The 16,039-nt window shown below is 46.7% G+C and carries 16 protein-coding genes, 1 tRNA gene and 1 pseudogene; 9 read left to right on the top strand and 9 right to left on the bottom strand.

The window, feature by feature from the left end; all coding sequences use genetic code 11:
- Positions 1 to 31 precede the first annotated feature (31 nt).
- Positions 32 to 1,486, top strand: a complete 1,455-nt coding sequence (locus P8P30_10590) for a sigma-54 dependent transcriptional regulator (protein ID MDG1287987.1) — start codon at positions 32 to 34, stop codon at positions 1,484 to 1,486.
- Between the two features lie 133 nt (positions 1,487 to 1,619).
- Positions 1,620 to 2,999, top strand: coding sequence for a Trk system potassium transporter TrkA (gene trkA, locus P8P30_10585; protein MDG1287986.1), 1,380 nt, complete (start codon positions 1,620 to 1,622; stop codon positions 2,997 to 2,999).
- Positions 3,000 to 3,072: 73 nt separating this feature from the next.
- Here trkA and guaB read toward each other — a convergent pair whose 3' ends face one another.
- Positions 3,073 to 4,527, bottom strand: a complete 1,455-nt coding sequence (gene guaB / locus P8P30_10580; GenBank protein MDG1287985.1) for an IMP dehydrogenase — start codon at positions 4,525 to 4,527, stop codon at positions 3,073 to 3,075.
- Positions 4,528 to 4,624: 97 nt separating this feature from the next.
- Here guaB and P8P30_10575 point away from each other — a divergent pair.
- Positions 4,625 to 4,700: transfer RNA gene (locus tag P8P30_10575), tRNA-Phe, on the top strand.
- Positions 4,701 to 4,806: 106 nt separating this feature from the next.
- Here the strand turns inward: P8P30_10575 and P8P30_10570 are convergent.
- Complete coding sequence (locus tag P8P30_10570) at positions 4,807 to 5,679, bottom strand: alkene reductase (GenBank protein MDG1287984.1); 873 nt, start codon at positions 5,677 to 5,679, stop codon at positions 4,807 to 4,809.
- 83 nt (positions 5,680 to 5,762) lie between these two features.
- Here P8P30_10570 and P8P30_10565 point away from each other — a divergent pair, with 83 nt between their 5' ends.
- Complete coding sequence (locus P8P30_10565) at positions 5,763 to 6,074, top strand: hypothetical protein (protein MDG1287983.1); 312 nt, start codon at positions 5,763 to 5,765, stop codon at positions 6,072 to 6,074.
- Positions 6,075 to 6,321: 247 nt separating this feature from the next.
- On the opposite strand, the gene P8P30_10560 is transcribed toward P8P30_10565, so the two are convergent.
- The 4 genes from P8P30_10560 to P8P30_10545 are packed head-to-tail and all read right to left on the bottom strand — an operon-like array spanning position 6,322 to position 8,654.
- A complete protein-coding gene (locus P8P30_10560; protein ID MDG1287982.1) occupies positions 6,322 to 6,528 on the bottom strand; it encodes a TIGR03643 family protein in 207 nt (68 codons plus the stop codon).
- Positions 6,525 to 7,244 carry an SDR family NAD(P)-dependent oxidoreductase gene (locus P8P30_10555; GenBank protein MDG1287981.1) on the bottom strand — a complete coding sequence of 240 codons (720 nt, stop codon included), beginning with the start codon at positions 7,242 to 7,244 and terminating at the stop codon, positions 6,525 to 6,527. Before P8P30_10555 ends, P8P30_10560 begins: the two co-directional genes overlap by 4 nt.
- A 2-nt stretch (positions 7,245 to 7,246) precedes the next feature.
- Positions 7,247 to 7,621 carry a DUF393 domain-containing protein gene (locus P8P30_10550; protein ID MDG1287980.1) on the bottom strand — a complete coding sequence of 125 codons (375 nt, stop codon included), beginning with the start codon at positions 7,619 to 7,621 and terminating at the stop codon, positions 7,247 to 7,249.
- 40 nt (positions 7,622 to 7,661) lie between these two features.
- Positions 7,662 to 8,654, bottom strand: a complete 993-nt coding sequence (locus P8P30_10545) for an FAD-dependent oxidoreductase (GenBank protein MDG1287979.1) — start codon at positions 8,652 to 8,654, stop codon at positions 7,662 to 7,664.
- A gap of 86 nt (positions 8,655 to 8,740) precedes the next feature.
- Here P8P30_10545 and P8P30_10540 point away from each other — a divergent pair, with 86 nt between their 5' ends.
- Genes P8P30_10540 through P8P30_10530 form a run of 3 tightly spaced genes read left to right on the top strand, consistent with a single transcriptional unit; the run spans position 8,741 to position 11,191 of the window.
- Entirely contained in the window at positions 8,741 to 9,313 is a 573-nt protein-coding gene (locus tag P8P30_10540; protein MDG1287978.1) for a glutathione peroxidase, read from the top strand.
- The gene (locus tag P8P30_10535; GenBank protein ID MDG1287977.1) at positions 9,310 to 10,830 is read left to right on the top strand and encodes a cryptochrome/photolyase family protein; all 1,521 of its coding nucleotides are present in this window, start codon (positions 9,310 to 9,312) and stop codon (positions 10,828 to 10,830) included. The genes P8P30_10540 and P8P30_10535 overlap by 4 nt, the downstream gene beginning before the upstream one ends.
- A complete protein-coding gene (locus P8P30_10530) occupies positions 10,823 to 11,191 on the top strand; it encodes a DUF2237 domain-containing protein (protein ID MDG1287976.1) in 369 nt (122 codons plus the stop codon). The genes P8P30_10535 and P8P30_10530 overlap by 8 nt, the downstream gene beginning before the upstream one ends.
- On the opposite strand, the gene P8P30_10525 is transcribed toward P8P30_10530, so the two are convergent.
- The 3 genes and pseudogenes from P8P30_10525 to P8P30_10515 form a co-directional block, all read right to left on the bottom strand.
- A complete protein-coding gene (locus tag P8P30_10525; GenBank protein MDG1287975.1) occupies positions 11,169 to 11,612 on the bottom strand; it encodes a DUF3429 domain-containing protein in 444 nt (147 codons plus the stop codon). The genes P8P30_10530 and P8P30_10525 overlap by 23 nt on opposite strands.
- Positions 11,609 to 11,745 (bottom strand): annotated as a pseudogene (locus P8P30_10520) (DUF2256 domain-containing protein). The gene P8P30_10525 and the pseudogene P8P30_10520 overlap by 4 nt, the downstream one beginning before the upstream one ends.
- A 16-nt stretch (positions 11,746 to 11,761) precedes the next feature.
- The gene (locus P8P30_10515; protein ID MDG1287974.1) at positions 11,762 to 12,343 is read right to left on the bottom strand and encodes a GNAT family N-acetyltransferase; all 582 of its coding nucleotides are present in this window, start codon (positions 12,341 to 12,343) and stop codon (positions 11,762 to 11,764) included.
- Here P8P30_10515 and P8P30_10510 point away from each other — a divergent pair.
- Both P8P30_10510 and P8P30_10505 read left to right on the top strand, forming a co-directional pair.
- Positions 12,299 to 13,729 carry a calcium-binding protein gene (locus P8P30_10510; protein ID MDG1287973.1) on the top strand — a complete coding sequence of 477 codons (1,431 nt, stop codon included), beginning with the start codon at positions 12,299 to 12,301 and terminating at the stop codon, positions 13,727 to 13,729. The two genes, P8P30_10515 and P8P30_10510, sit on opposite strands and share 45 nt — an antisense overlap.
- Before the next feature lie 36 nt (positions 13,730 to 13,765).
- On the top strand, positions 13,766 to 15,994 hold the full coding sequence (locus P8P30_10505; protein MDG1287972.1) for a thiamine pyrophosphate-dependent enzyme: 2,229 nt from the start codon (positions 13,766 to 13,768) through the stop codon (positions 15,992 to 15,994).
- Positions 15,995 to 16,039 lie beyond the last annotated feature (45 nt).

The following is a 16,039-nucleotide window of genomic DNA, read 5'->3' as shown; positions in this document are numbered from 1 at the left end:
ATAAGAATAAAAAAATTTGGGGAGATGACCAATGAGCAATGATATCCTTATCGTTGACGACGAAACTGACATCCGTGAACTCGTATCTGACATTCTAGGCGATGGTGGCTATTCCACTCGCACCGCCGCGAATAGTGATACTGCACTCAAAGCTGTTGCAGAGCGCGTACCTAGCTTGCTTCTACTTGATATCTGGCTGCAAGGCTCAGAGCTCGACGGACTCGGCATTTTAGAACTCGTTAAAAGCAAATACCCTAACCTTCCTGTGTTGATGATTAGTGGTCATGGCAATATCGAAACTGCCGTAAACTCTATCCGTTTAGGCGCTTACGACTTTATCGAAAAACCCTTTAAAGAGGAAAAACTTCTACACACAGTTGCACGTGCACTAGAGCATGCAAAGCTACGTGGCGAGAATGAAGAACTCAGAACACGCGGTAAAGCAGAAGTTGATTTAATTGGTGACTCTCAAGCTGTTACCTCGCTTAAATCAATGATTCAGAAAGTGGCTCCAACCCAAAGTCGGGTCCTGCTAACCGGTGGTGCAGGTGCAGGTAAAGAAATGGTAGCACGCCTTATTCATCAAGATTCAGAACGCGCAGACGGCCCTTTCGTTACCTTAAATGCGGCGGGCTTAACCGCTGACCGTGTCGAAAGCGAACTGTTCGGTGTGGAAGATAGTAATCCAAATGGCGGTGCGAAAAAGCTTGGTCTTTTTGAAAAAGCGCATGGCGGAACACTCTTCATTGATGAAGTGACAGACCTTCCTTTCGAAACCCAAGGTCGCCTATTGCGCTCTTTACAAGATCGCGCCTTCACGCGTCTACGTGGCAATAAGCCGGTCGACGTTGATGTTCGTGTGCTCGCAGCCAGTAACCGTGAACTCAAAGGCTACATGGATGAAGGCAAGCTACGTGAAGATCTTTATTACCGCCTAAACGTGGTTCCAATGCAAGTTCCGTCATTAAAAGAACGCCGCAGTGACATTCCTGCACTATGCGACCACTTCCTCAAGCAAGCGAGCCAGATGTCTGGCCTGCCAACGCGCGAAATGAGCGAAGAAGCAATGGCGATTCTACAAGCTTACGAATGGCCGGGTAACGTGCGCCAGCTACGTAACATGATGGAATGGTTACTGATCATGTCTCCAGGCGATGCAGATAAGAAAATCGACAGCAAAGCACTTCCAAGCGAACTGTTCGAATCTTCTCCAGCAGTGATGACTTCGGATATTTCCGGCGACATCCTCTCAATGCCACTACGCGAAGCGCGCGAGCTATTTGAACGTCAATATTTGGCAGCTCAAATCAATCGCTTTGGCGGAAATATCAGCCGTACGTCTAACTTCGTAGGCATGGAGCGCTCAGCATTGCACCGCAAACTGAAACTTCTAGGCCTAAGTAATAGCCGCGGAGCAGAAACGCCAGAAGAAGCAACAACCAATGACGCACCCGCGCCAATGGAAGCAGTCGCCGCTACTGCATAAGCTACTTTAGATTACGAAAAAATAAGGGGATGTTGGCTTTTTTAGGTTAACATCCCCTTTTCTTTTATGCTCACTCCTGCCTCAAACAACCGAATTTGCTGGCACCTACTCTTTAAGGTGCTAAATTCCGCTTATGAAAGTTATCATCTGTGGAGCCGGTGCAGTTGGGAGTACCATTGCAGCGCAATTAGCGGCCGAGAATAATCACGTCACCGTGATTGATCACTCGGAAGAACTCGTACGCGATATTGGCGACCGTATGGACGTATCTGCTATCCATGGCCATGCCTCACACCCCGAAGTGATTCAGCGCGCCGGTGGCGAAGATGCGGATATGCTGATCGCCGTCACCAATGCCGACGAAACCAATATGGTCTGCTGTCAAATCGCACATACGTTGTTCAAAATCCCGAGCAAAATTGCACGCCTACGCCATCAATCTTACCGCGATCCGCATTGGAAAGAGCTTTACCGCCTCGACCATATGCCGATTGACGTGATCATCTCACCTGAGATTGAGGTGGCCGAGGCCATCATCCGCCGTCTGCATGTACCGGGCGCAACCGACATGATCCCTTATGCGGATGGATTACTCAAACTTATCTCCGTGCAATGCACCAATAACTGCCCCGTCATCAACCTACCACTGCGCTTAGTAAAACAGCGCGCCTCTGGACAATTACGCATGAACTTGATGGGCGTGGTGAATAAAAACAAATTCCACCTGCCGCATGATGAACGCATCCTACAAGCGGGTGACGAAGTCTTTTTCCTTGCCCATACGGATGATGTCGGGCGCTGCATGGCGCTGTTTGGCCATGAGGAGAAAGAGGCACGCCGCGTGCTTATTTTAGGGGGTGGCAATATCGGCCAAACTGTAGCCGAACGCCTCAATGCCGAAGATAATGGAACACGTATTAAGCTTATCGAATTGGATAAGGAGCGTGCGAAACATATCGCTAATGTTCTGCCTGATATCTCCGTCTTGCATGGGAGCGGCCTTTCCGAAGAAGTTTTAGCGGATGCGAATATCAATTTGATAGAAACCATGATCGCCGTCACCAATGACGATAAGGTCAATGTGATCTCTTCATTACTAGCCAAGCGCCTCGGTGCTCAGCGCGCCATTACACTCGTTAATACCAGCTCCTACGCACCGCTATTGGATAGTATTGGTATTGATGTAACCGTGAATCCGCGTGAAACAACTGTCTCAACCATTTTACAGCATATCCGCCGCGGTAAAATACGTGGAGTACATGCTATTCATGATGGGGTAGCCGAAGTATTAGAAGTAGAAGCCATCAAAGGTTCGCCCATGATTGGAAAAACGGTCGAGATGGTCGAGCTCCCCAATGACGCTATGATTGGTGCAGTCGTGCATAAACAAAAAGTTATTTTACCCGACTCTGAAACCACGATTGCGGAGAATGACCGCATTATTGTGCTCGCCATGACAAAATCAGTTCGCAAAGTGGAAGAATTATTCTCCCGCAGCAGCGAAATTTATTAGAGTCTGTGCGCTTAGGATAAGGAAACTTATCATACGACGTAGACCGGTATGACGGCTAAACCTTAACCGCTGACTACCCTATACGGTAATTGGGTGCTTCGCGAGTGATCGTCACATCGTGTGCGTGAGATTCTTTGAGGCCTGCGCTGGTGATTTGCACCATTTGGCAACCATGTTGCATCGTTCCAACTGTTGCATGACCTGTATAGCCCATCGCGGCTTTTAGGCCACCCACAAGCTGGTGGATCACACCAGAGACGGACCCTTTAAACGGCACACGACCTTCGACGCCTTCTGGCACTAATTTCATCGTATCGTTAATTTCTTGTTGGAAATAACGATCAGCTGAGCCACGCGCCATTGCACCGACAGAACCCATACCGCGATAGCCTTTATACGAACGACCTTGGAACAAGATCACTTCGCCTGGGCTTTCTTCCGTTCCGGCAAAGAGCGAGCCGAGCATCACGCAATCAGCGCCAGCAGCAATCGCTTTCGCCAAATCGCCTGAGAATTTCACACCCCCATCAGCGATCAGCGGAATATTATGTTTTTTGGTTACTTTCGACACATTTTGAATCGCTGAAAGTTGCGGCACGCCAACGCCTGCCACCATACGCGTAGTACAGATTGAACCGGGGCCGATACCCACCTTCACCGCAGAAGCACCGGCTTCAATCAACGCCTCAGCCGCTTGTGCCGTTGCGATATTACCCGCGATAATTGAGAAATCTTTATGCGATTGACGCAGTAGTCTTACCGTCTCAATCACATTCTTAGAGTGGCCATGCGCCGTATCAACAATCACAAAATCGGCACCGGCTTCGATCAGTGCTTCCGCACGCTTGATGCCATCAGCACCGATACCGGTCGCCGCGCCAACACGTAAGCGCCCCATTTTATCTTTGGTTGCATTAGGGAATTGCTGTGCTTTCTCAATGTCTTTTACCGTGATCAAACCAACACAGCGATGCGCATCATCCACCACGAGAAGCTTTTCAATGCGGTGTTTATGCAGCAAACGTTTTGCTTCTTCACGCTCCACACCTTCATTCACGGTGACTAGATCGCGCGTCATGAGTTCTTGAACAAGCTGCTGCGGATTATCCGCAAAACGAACATCACGGTTTGTGAGCATACCAACAAGCTTGCCATCCGCTTCCGTGACAGGGAACCCTGTAATCGAATGTTTTTGCATCAAAGCACGCGCCTCAGCCAAAGTCGCATCTGGACGAATCGTCACAGGGTTAACCACCATGCCTGATTCAAATTTCTTCACTTTTTGAACTTCGGCAGCTTGCTCTTCGATCGTCATATTCTTATGCAAACAACCGATCGCACCATGCTGCGCCATGGAAATCGCGAGGCGAGCTTCCGTCACCGTATCCATCGCTGCGGATATCAAAGGAATACCCAACGCAATGTCGCGCGTAAGACGGCTCGTCGTGTTAACTTCGGAGGGGACAACGTCAGAGGCTGCTGGTTGGAGCAGGACATCATCAAAAGTAAGTGCAGTTAAGTGTTCCATGTCCGGGTTGTAAAGATTAAGCAAAAGATGTCAAGTAGGTGCATTCAAGCTATTGCAATCCTGCAACGGGTTGGCTATAAGCATTTTTCAACCGAGTGCCCGGATAGCTCAGTTGGTAGAGCAAGGGATTGAAAATCCCTGTGTCGGCGGTTCAAGTCCGTCTCCGGGCACCATTTCTGGTTAACAACCAGCTTCCTAAATTTCCAAGAAACCTTCCCAAACCATTTGTGGAAGCGTGTTTCCTTTAATTCAAAACTCCCAGAATTTCTCTCATAGTTATTAACTATCGTTAAAGAAGTACGAATAAATCACGAATATCTGCGGCGCATCATCCCAATCTGCCTCTGCTAAATGAATATAAAGCAATCCTAAGTTACCTAGCTCTTTAGAGGCATATAATACCGCATCAATCGCTTCATCATCATCCATACCACGTTGCTTGATAAAGGGCGCAAGACGAATCCCGGTACGATCAGCTCCTACTTCTTCTGCAACAGCTTGTGCAACTTCCAACATAAAACGAACGCGATTCTCAATATCACCACCATATTCATCCGTACGAATATTAGAAGTACGACGCATAAACTGGTCAAGTAAGTAGCCATTTGCTCCGTGAATCTCCACACCATCAAAACCTGCTTCAATTGCATTAGCGGCTGCTTGACGAAAGTCTTGAATGATTGTTTTTATTTCTTCAACACTAAGCGCACGTGGCTCTGGGCAATCAAACATTGCACCTTTTGGGTTTTCTGCATCTACAGCCCAAATACGAGCATTCGGCTCGATAGCAGAAGGTGCTACTGGCTTTTCACCATTATGAAACATTTCATGAGATAATCTGCCGACGTGCCAAAGCTGTAAAAAGATCTTACCTCCCTCTTGATGCACGGCATCCGTGACAAGTTTCCATCCTTCGATTTGCTCTTTACTGTGAATACCCGGTGTAAAGGAGTAACCTTGTCCTTGTTGCGAGATTTGCGTTGCCTCCGTAATGATAATGGCCGCATGTGCCGCACGCTGTTTATAGTAGCTTGCCATAAGTGCGTTGGGAATATTTCCGGGTTGCGTGGTCCGCGAACGCGTCATAGGCGCCATAACTACCCTGTGCGGAAGACGGTAGTTACCCAGTTCATAACTTTTCTCTAGTTTCATCGTTTTTCTCCTAAATCTATATATCAATATATTTGATATATAGATTTATTGATATTATTTGTCAATCTCGCTATAAGGAATGTATGAAAATATTAGCACATCCGCCATTGAAGGAAATTACTCTATCCAATATACTCTATGCACTGGGCGATGAATCACGATTACATATCGTTAAGAATTTACTTGAGGCAAAAGAGCCTCTTACTTGCACGCAGGGAGTAAGTGGAATTAAGAAGCTACCTATTTCTACTCGCTCGCATTGTTTTCAGGTATTGCGGCAAGCGGGTGTGATTCGTTCAGAAAAAAAAGGACGTGAATGCTACAGTGAAGTCCGCGTAAATGAACTAGAAAAAAAATTCCCAAGCTTGATTCAAACAATTGTAAGGCAACTCTGACTTCACAAAAAAATATCAAAAATAATTGCGAAATAAAACACAGCAACTTTGTCAAAACAGGGCATCTAGGAAAGCACTTAGAGCAGTAGAAAAACTTGATACCTTTTGTTATAAATAATAAAGCCTAATAATAATTACGAATAAAAATACAGTAACTTACTGAAGAAGAAAAGTTGATGCGTTCACTCCTGATGCAAGAATCAACTTCAGTGTATTATCTAGCTCAATCATAAAAGTATTCATTATATCAAAATGATAACTTTTTATGTTTTGCAACTCGGCCTGAAACACGTTTTCTCCATAACTTAAAACTTGATGGCTTTAAGTTTTGTCGCATACTTTTAATCACTTGTTTTTCGGATAGCCCCGTAATGAGTTGAATATCATCAAAAGAAGTTTTATCACACCATGCCATCTCGGTTATTTCGCTTCTCTTTGCATTTTCTTGGGTCATGCCTCAATTTCCTTTCCATCCCACGCGAAGCATTTTCCGTTACTTTCACCTGTCAGGTTATTTACTACTTTGAGCATCTTTGTCACTGAGTATTCAGGTGTAAACAGCTTTCCCTCAGCCACATTACTTTGAAACGGTTTCGATAAATTGCTATCGACGGTGCCTGGATGTAATCCAACAATGATTGCTTTCCTATTACTCCTAGAAATTTCAATCGCCGCACTTTTGATGATCATATTGAGCGCGGCCTTTGATGCTCGGTAAGCATACCAACCGCCCAATCGGTTATCTGAAATACTGCCCACACGCGCTGAAAGTGCCACAAATATTGATTGATCATCTCGGTTTAATTTAGGCAAAAAGTGCTTCACCACAAGCGCGGGTAAGATAGTATTCACCTCAAACAACTGTCGGAAATTTTCAGTTGATAGGTCACGAAGTGATTTTTCCGGCATTAGCGCATCACCATGCAATATGCCTGTCGCAACTATCACCCTATCGAGAAGCATCTCTTTTGAAGCAATTGCCGCTGCGGACTCAATGGAAAGTTCATCTTGATAATCAATTGGGTGGAAGATCGTATTTCTGTTACTCAGCTTTGGGTCACTTCTAGAAAAAACGTGAACAGCAGCATCTGGATATAGCGCAGATAACTGCTGTGTAAATTCACTACCGATAGCTCCAGATCCACCAATGATTGCAATGTTTTTTACCATGGCTATAGCTGCTCCTCTTTCATTGCTAGCTGACAGTGCGCAAGCCTCTTAAAACGCACATTAGCAAACAGTTTGTAAACAGCATTTGCTATTTGCCTAATAATGGGCAGCGAAACTAAGGCTGCTAAAATGCGCCAGCGCTTTAGTTGCTTCCAAATCAAAATAAAGGCATCCACGCCAACATGCAGCTGGCCATTATCATCTATTGCATGAAGCTGCTTTAATCCTTCAGAGAGACTTACGCCATGCTCTGTTAAGAACTTAACTGATTCTGTAATATCCTGCCAATCGAAAATTCCATCGGGTGCGATAGCCCTATAGTGGCGGATTTCTTTGGAACATAACCCACATTTTCCATCATAGAATACGGCAATCATGATTGATTTAACGAGGCTGGTGTTTTCATAAGTTTCATCGTTATTTAAGATGGGTTTTTAAACTATTTGCCAAATATCGTGCGCTTGTAAATGCGCCTTCGACTCGTCCTTGTTGGCACCAATCGCCACAGACTCCGAGTTGGTTCTGCTCATCAAGCAAGGGTTCTTTATTCAGGCGCTTCGGGCTATTTTCATAACGCCAAGAATGCAGAGCAATATGGTCTGCTACTTTCAAATTTTGGCTACTCACCTGCGAAGCTTGCGCCATGAGGTGATCAACCACCTCGTCACGATCACGATCCATATTCTCTTCTGACCATACATTTGTCGCCAAAATGGAGAGAGAAAACTTGGAAGATCGCCCCGGCTTGCTGCTATTGACAGACATCCAACTAATATCAGATTGACGAACCAATGCCGCCTGCCAATCCAAATCCAGCGGCTCGTCAAATCCCAGCATTAAGGTGTAGCAACCCACCATCGGATAATCTTGCATGGTTGAATGGTATTGGAACTCAGAAGGCAAAAGTTTAGTGCTTTGCTGTGCGGGAGCTGTAGAGATAACCCAATCGAAGAGCCCTAGCTCTTGTTCATTTTCACCAATAATATCCCACTTAGTCCCTCGCTTTTGAAGCTTATCAACACATGTCTGAGTATAAACATTAAGGTCTTGTGCTAGATATTTGCCTATTGCATTCATCTTAGGTGCGCCAACATAGTGCGGAAATTTATCGTTCCATTGGCGGCTTCTATTAACTTCATTCCCTTGAAACTCAACAAAACCTGCATTCCAAGTTTCAATAACACCCGCTTTAATCATCGGGGCAATAAACTGTTTGAATTCTTTAGACTGCGCGATAAAAAACTGAGCACCGTGGTCAAACTCATAATCCCCCGCGTAGCGAGTCGACATACGACCACCTAACCCACGCGATTTTTCAAAAACCGTCACGTCAGCATGTCCTTTGAGCAAGTGAGCCAGCGTTAGCCCAGCAATGCCGGCTCCAATAATTGCAACGGATTTTTTTTCCATAAATAGTTATTAGCAAAATTGACTGCAATGCGCGCATTACAAAATCGTAACTAGTTCATTGTCATATTATAAAGCATCTTGAATCTATGAAACTGCTTAGCAAATTATTCGCCATCTGCGCTGCTCTTTTTTCTTTCCAGACTCTAGCAGAGGATGGAGGCGCACCCTCAAAGAACGCCCATAACTTTACTTTCCAAACATTGCTGGGAGGCGAAAAGATACCACTCTCCAATTATAAAGGAAAACTGCTACTCATTGTGAACACAGCCTCAAAATGTGGCTTTACTGGGCAATACGAAGGGCTAGAGAAACTCTACAAAACTTACAAAGAACGTGGGTTAATCGTGATTGGCGTTCCCAGCAACGATTTTGGCGCACAAGAGCCCGGATCATCTGAAAAAATTGCGGAATTCTGTCAATTAAACTACGGGGTGAATTTTCCCATGACGCAAAAAGAAGCGGTTTCCGGCAAAGATGCACACCCCTTTTATCGCTGGGCGAAAAAAGAGTTAGGCTTTGGCACTGCGCCCAAATGGAACTTCCATAAATATCTCGTAAACCAAAATGGCGAGTTAATTGATTATTTCAATTCAACCACCAAGCCACAATCTTCAAACATTACCAAAGCGATTGAGATAGCTCTTAACGAGGGGGCATGACCAAGCTACGACTAATATTAGGCGATCAGCTTAATCACTCTATTTCCAGCCTGCGCGATACTGATAAAGACAACGATATCATCCTAATGGCTGAGCTATGGGATGAGGCAACATATGTTAAACATCATAAAAAGAAGATAGCCTTCTTATTCTCTGCCATGCGTCACTTTGCGCAAGAGCTACGCGATGAAGGCTTCCGCGTTGAATATACGGAACTCGGCGAGGCACAGAGCTTTAGTGACATTATCGAAACCGCAATCGCGCAGCACCAAGCCCATACATTAATCGTCACCCATGCTGGCGAATATCGTGTCGCACAGGAAATGCAAGGATGGGAGCACCAATTTGGCCTCCGCGTTGATATCCGAGAAGATGATCGCTTTCTCTGCTCGCCCAACGAATTCGCCGATTGGGCAGAAGGCCGGAAAACGCTGCGCATGGAGTATTTCTATCGCGAAATGCGCAAAAAATATAATATCCTTATGGATGGTGATCAACCCATTGGCGGCAAATGGAATTACGATGCTGAAAATCGTAAGCCTCCCAAAGAAGGGCTGGATATACCCGCTACCTACACCGGAAAAACAGATGAGATAACCGATGAAGTCTTAACCCTAGTTGCTAAAAAATTCGACAACCATTTTGGTGATTTAGAACCGTTCTATTTTGCCGTGACTCACGACCAAGCACGTTACGCATTGAGCAAATTTATCGATGAGCGACTCTCGTATTTTGGCGATTATCAAGATGCCATGATTCAAGGCGAACCGTGGATGTATCATTCGCATATTGGCTTCTATTTAAATTGCGGACTACTCACACCCATGGAATGTGTCGAGGCAGCACAACAGGCCTATTACGATAAGAAAGCCCCGCTTAATGCAGTCGAAGGGTTCATCCGCCAAATTATCGGTTGGCGCGAATACATACGCGGCATTTACTGGCTTAAAATGCCTGATTATGCGGATGAGAACTTTTTTGAAGCCACCCGTGATTTGCCAGAGTCTTACTGGACTGCAAACACCAAAATGAACTGCCTACGCCAATGCGTCAGCGAAACCAAAGCCAACGCTTATGCCCACCATATTCAGCGGCTGATGGTGTTGGGGAATTTTGCATTACTCGCGGGCATTGAACCCAAACAAGTAAATGAATGGTTCCTTATTGTTTACGCCGATGCTTATGAATGGGTAGAACTGCCTAATGTTAGCGGTATGATACTGTTTGCCGATGGCGGCTATCTTGCCAGCAAACCTTATGCGGCTGGCGGCACTTACATTAATAAAATGTCTGACTATTGCAAAGGCTGCTCTTATAAGGTGACTAAAAAGAATGGCGAAGAAGCTTGCCCCTTCAATTATCTCTATTGGGACTTTCTTAGCCGTAACCGCGAAAAACTTAAAACTAACCACCGGATCGGTATGATGTATAAAACCTATGACCGTATGGATACTGAAAAGAAACAAGCAATCCATGATGATTCACGACGTTTTCTAAAAGGAATAACAAATGACTGAACAGGCTTTAAATGTTCTTGGCACTCCACTGATCGGCTGCTGCACTGACCCCATAACTGGATTTTACCGCGATGGCTTTTGTCGAACTGATCAACATGATGCTGGTCGCCATGTAATTTGTGCGATATTGACCGATGAATTTCTAGAATTCACGAAGTCTCGCGGCAATGACCTCTCTACCCCTCGCCCAGCGTATGACTTCCCTGGCTTAAAAGCGGGTGATGGCTGGTGCCTTTGCGTCCTACGCTGGCGCGAAGCCTTGCACGAAAACCTAGCGCCGCCCGTCAAGTTAGAAGCCTGCCACACAAAAGCGTTAGACTATGTAACGCTAGATGACCTTAAACGCCATGCAGTGCAGTAATAAGCAAGCAAGTGATGACGACAAAACTCACATTGCGTCGCATTTTAAAGTAGGCTCGGGAAATTAAGTCTGCCTTATACAACTTCCATTCAATCAAAATGATCAATGCAAAGCCAATCGCCGAACCCAGCAAACTAATGCGCGGCATTGCGACAAGCGATAGAACCCAAACCCCAATCACAATTACATTACTACTGATGAAAAGATTAAGCGGAGATGAGGGGGCTTTATACAAATACGTACCCCAATGAATACCGCATAAGAAGGATAGGATGAGCAATCCATAACTCTGCGCAATTAGTCTAGTTTCTCCTATAAGCGGCACGACACTGATACCCATGAACAGCAAAGCCGCACAGGCCAAAAATGGTAATGCCCCTGCATAGGTAAGCAGTTGGTGAAGCTTAGAATCTATTTTCATGATTTCTTTTTAGCGCGCCTACAGCGTTCAGAACAATATTTTACTTCTTCCCACATCTTCGCCCACTTTTACGCCAGTCGAATGGTCGTTCGCATATGATGAAAATTTTAGTGGGTAAATTACTTTTCTTCATTTTTCTAATATTGAGCTCAACTTAACTTGCGAGTTAAAACGATTCGTTCACATATGACGCCGCCTAACTCAGACTGGTAACGATGAAGCTCTGTGAAATTATTATTATGGAGAATTCCCTGAATCGGCTTATTTTCCGCTCTACATCGAACCAAAATAGTTGAATATCCTAGGCTGTGAATCATATCGCAATATTGTGAAACCATATATTGCGCATACCCATTTCGGCGCTGCGAAGGAGAAACCGCTACAAGAGAAATATAAAAAGATGAAGGCTTATCATATGCCAACTCCGCTGAAATAAAACTATCAGAGAAACTACTTCCGCAGCATACTCCTTGAATCTCTCCAGCATCATTTTTCAAAGCAGCAAACACAGATTTCTCAACAACACGATTTTGAAAATATTGATAAGAGGTTTCTTCTGTCCAGTCCTCGCCCTTAGCCATTCGAACAGTTCTGCCACCGATACCATCACTGACTTCACCAGCGGCAGCGATAAGATCGATGTAACGGGCCTCAACCTTTCGGCGGGCGACCTTAACTACACAGATATGGGCTCCTACACTCAAATCAGCACCACGGACGGCTCTTTCCACATCAACCTAACCGGCGATCATACCTATAGCGCCGGTGACTTTACCGGCCTAAGCGTGACGGGTGATGTGATTAACGGCACCCAGTCTAGTGGCCTCACAGCGCGTCGTATCACCTCTGATCAGCTCGGCGAATTCGATATGATGGACTATAATGGCGATGGCCAATTGGATATTGTCACCACCGGCGGCGCGAATGGCGGAGCACTGGTTTGGTATAATGGCGCTAGCGGCGAAAAAGGGACCATCCTTGCCAGCAATACCGGCGATTACCGCGTGGTCGATTATAATGGCGATGGCAGCATGGATGTCGTAACCAATGCTGGTGGCGGCCTCAAATGGATCGCCCAGAACGGCACCGAAACCATGATCACCTATCACGGCGTCACCGACTACCAAGTGGCCGATATGAATAATGATGGCCAAGTTGATGTGATCAGCAATGGCGGCACCTACCAAAATGGCGTCTCCATTGTTGGTACGATTTGGTATAACGGCAATGGCGGCCTAAACCGAGTGACTTACAACGATATTGGTGATTGGAAAGTGGCCGATATTGATGGCGATGGCACGAATGAAATCGTTAGTAATAACGGAACTTACCAAAATGGCGCGAATTTCGGCGGCATTGTCTCTTACGAAAATAACGGCGCCCTTAGCCGCGTAAGTTACGTCGCAGATTCTGATTTCCGCCTCACTCAACTCGATGGCGATGCCGCGATGGAAGTGGTGACGAATTACGGCAACTGGACCAGTGGCGCGGCAACAAGCGGCTTACTCACCGTGAATGGCAGCATGACTCGCGTGACTTCAAATAACCTCGGCAATTATGATATTGGCGATTTCGATGGCGATGGTCAGGTAGAATATATCACCACAAACGGTACCTACGGTAGCGGCGTCGGCATTACGGGCGTCATGATGTATCAGGCGGACGGCTCTCTCAGCCGCCTCACCAACGACAATGTTTCTACCCTCGAGCTAAAAGATTGGGATGGCGATGGCGATATGGATATCCTCGTCACGGGTGGGCCCTATGGCAACGGCCTCGTGCAACTGCACTATGGCGGCGCGAATGATACACTGACCGGCACCGTGAATAACGACACCATCACCGGCGGCGAAGGCTCAGATAACCTAACTGGCGGCGCAGGGTCTGATATATTCGTATTTGGTAGTAACTTTGATATTGATACGGTGACTGACTTCCAAGTGGGCGTCGATACCATCCAATTTGATAACACTTACGGTATTAGCACCGCACAAGATGCCCTCAATAAAGTACTCTATACCGGCGGCAATGCTGTGATCGGCGTCGGCGGCGAAGGGGTAATTATCCTACAAGGCATTACCAGCGGCCTAACGACCGACGATTTTTCTATCGCTTAATTTGACTCCACAATTATTTGCTGCCAAAAATCAAATATGCAAGATAGAGCCACTATTGTTCATGAGAACTTTCTAAAACGAGTTGCGGAGGAAGACCTCCCCACTCCCCTTTCCACCAGCCTTGAGGTCGCCGGCATCTCTGCCGTGCAACTCCGCCAAATTGTGGAAAGCCAATTTCTCAGCCGTCATTTGGATAACACCTCGCGCAAATTGAAAGACCGTGGAGAAAGCTTCTACACAATCGGCTCCTCCGGACATGAGGGCAATGCCGCCATCGCTAGCGCCTTCCGTATCGATGATATGGCCTTTTTGCATTATCGTGGCGCCGCCTTCTTCATCGAACGTGCGAAGAAAGCCCCTTCTATCGACATTGCACAAGATATGCTGCTGAGCTTCGCAGCCAGTAAAGACGACCCGATCTCTGGCGGACGCCATAAAGTGCTGGGCAGCAAGCGCCTCTTCGTTCCTCCGCAAACCAGTACCATTGCCTCTCACCTACCCAAAGCCGTTGGCACCGCCAGCTCTATCGGCGTAAACCGTCGCCTCAAGCAGGCTGCCGCATTACCACGCGATAGTATCGTCATGTGTAGCTTTGGCGATGCCTCGCTCAATCATTCCACCTCGCAAGGCGCGATCAATACGGCCAGTTGGACGGCCTATAAAAAGATTCACACACCTATCTTGTTTATTTGCGAAGATAATGGCATCGGCATTTCGACTGAGACGCCTGATGGCTGGGTACAAGCTAGTATGAGCAACAAACCCGCCATCAAATATTTCACCTGCAACGGGCTGGACGCACTGGACACCTACCGCACCGCGCGCCAAGCTGAGACTTATATCCGTAAAACGCGCATGCCAGCTTTCTTGCATATGCGCTGCATCCGTCTATTCGGTCATGCTGGCGCCGATGCTCAGCATGTTTACATGAGCATGGATACAATTGTTGAAACCGAAGCCCATGATCCGCTGCTTTATTCAGCGCGACTACTCATCGATCATTGCAACATGAGCAGTACCCAAGTGCTCGAACTTTACCAAACCATTCAGGCGGAGGTGGAAACGAAAGCCGAATTCGCCATCACGCGCCCTAAGCTGGAAACTTCCAAGGAAGTAATGGCCTCTATCATTCCACCAAAGTTGGATTTACCCCCTCCCACCAAGCCCACAAAAGCTGAACGCACAGAGCTATTCAAGGCCGACAAATCACGTATCAGCCGCCCGCAAAATATGGCCCGCATGATCAACTGGACGCTAGCGGATCTGATGCTAGAACAGAGCAACATCGTGCTCGCCGGCGAAGATATAGGCAAAAAAGGCGGGGTTTACTCCGTTACGTCTCGTCTGCACGATCAATTCGGCGCACATCGCGTGATTGATACATTGCTTGATGAACAATCCATCCTCGGCCTTGCCATCGGCATGGCGCATAACGGTATCTTACCCATTCCCGAAATCCAATTCCTCGCTTACCTGCATAATGCGGAAGATCAATTGCGCGGCGAAGCGGCCACCCTCCCCTTCTTCTCAGAAGGCCAATATACAAACCCAATGGTCATTCGTATTGCTGGGCTCGCCTACCAAAAAGGGTTTGGCGGGCATTTCCATAATGATAATAGTTTCGCCGTTTTACGGGATATTCCGGGCGTCATCATCGCCTGCCCGAGCAACGGGGCCGATGCGGTCGGCATGCTACGTGAATGCGTGCGGTTAGCCCGCGAAGAGCAACGCATTGTCATCTTCTTAGAGCCTATCGCGCTTTACATGACCCGCGACTTGCATGAGCCCAAAGATGAAGGCTGGAGCTTTACTTACGAAGATGTTTACAAACAAGATGATCTCTCGCTGGGCCAGTTAGGCCAGCATGGCAATGGCAAAGAGCTGGCCATCCTCACTTACGGAAATGGCTATTACCTCTCGCGCCAAGCAGAGAAAACCCTCACCGAAAAACATGGCATTAAATCCCGCATCATTGATCTGCGCTGGCTCGCTCCACTCGACGAAACCGCTATTTTAGAAGCGGTCAAAAGCTGCGAGCATATTTTAATCGTCGATGAGTGTCGTGTAACGGGTTCTTTAAGCGAACAGCTCATGGCACTATTGATGGAAAAGCTCTCTCCGCTCCCAGCGCTGGGCCGTATTGCTGCCGATGATTCCTTCATCCCGCTAGGCAAAGCAGCAACGGCAACTCTACCAAGTGCAAAATCCATTGTAGAAGCAGCGTTAGAGCTTACGGATAAAAGCAAAAAAACCTGCGCAGCTTGAAAATTCAACCTAATAAGCATAATACCCTCTACATTACGTAGGATA

It is taken from the genome of Rickettsiales bacterium (assembly GCA_029252805.1).
GTDB lineage: Bacteria > Pseudomonadota > Alphaproteobacteria > Rickettsiales > JALZUV01 > JALZUV01.
This window is presented reverse-complemented; position numbering and strand designations above follow the sequence as displayed.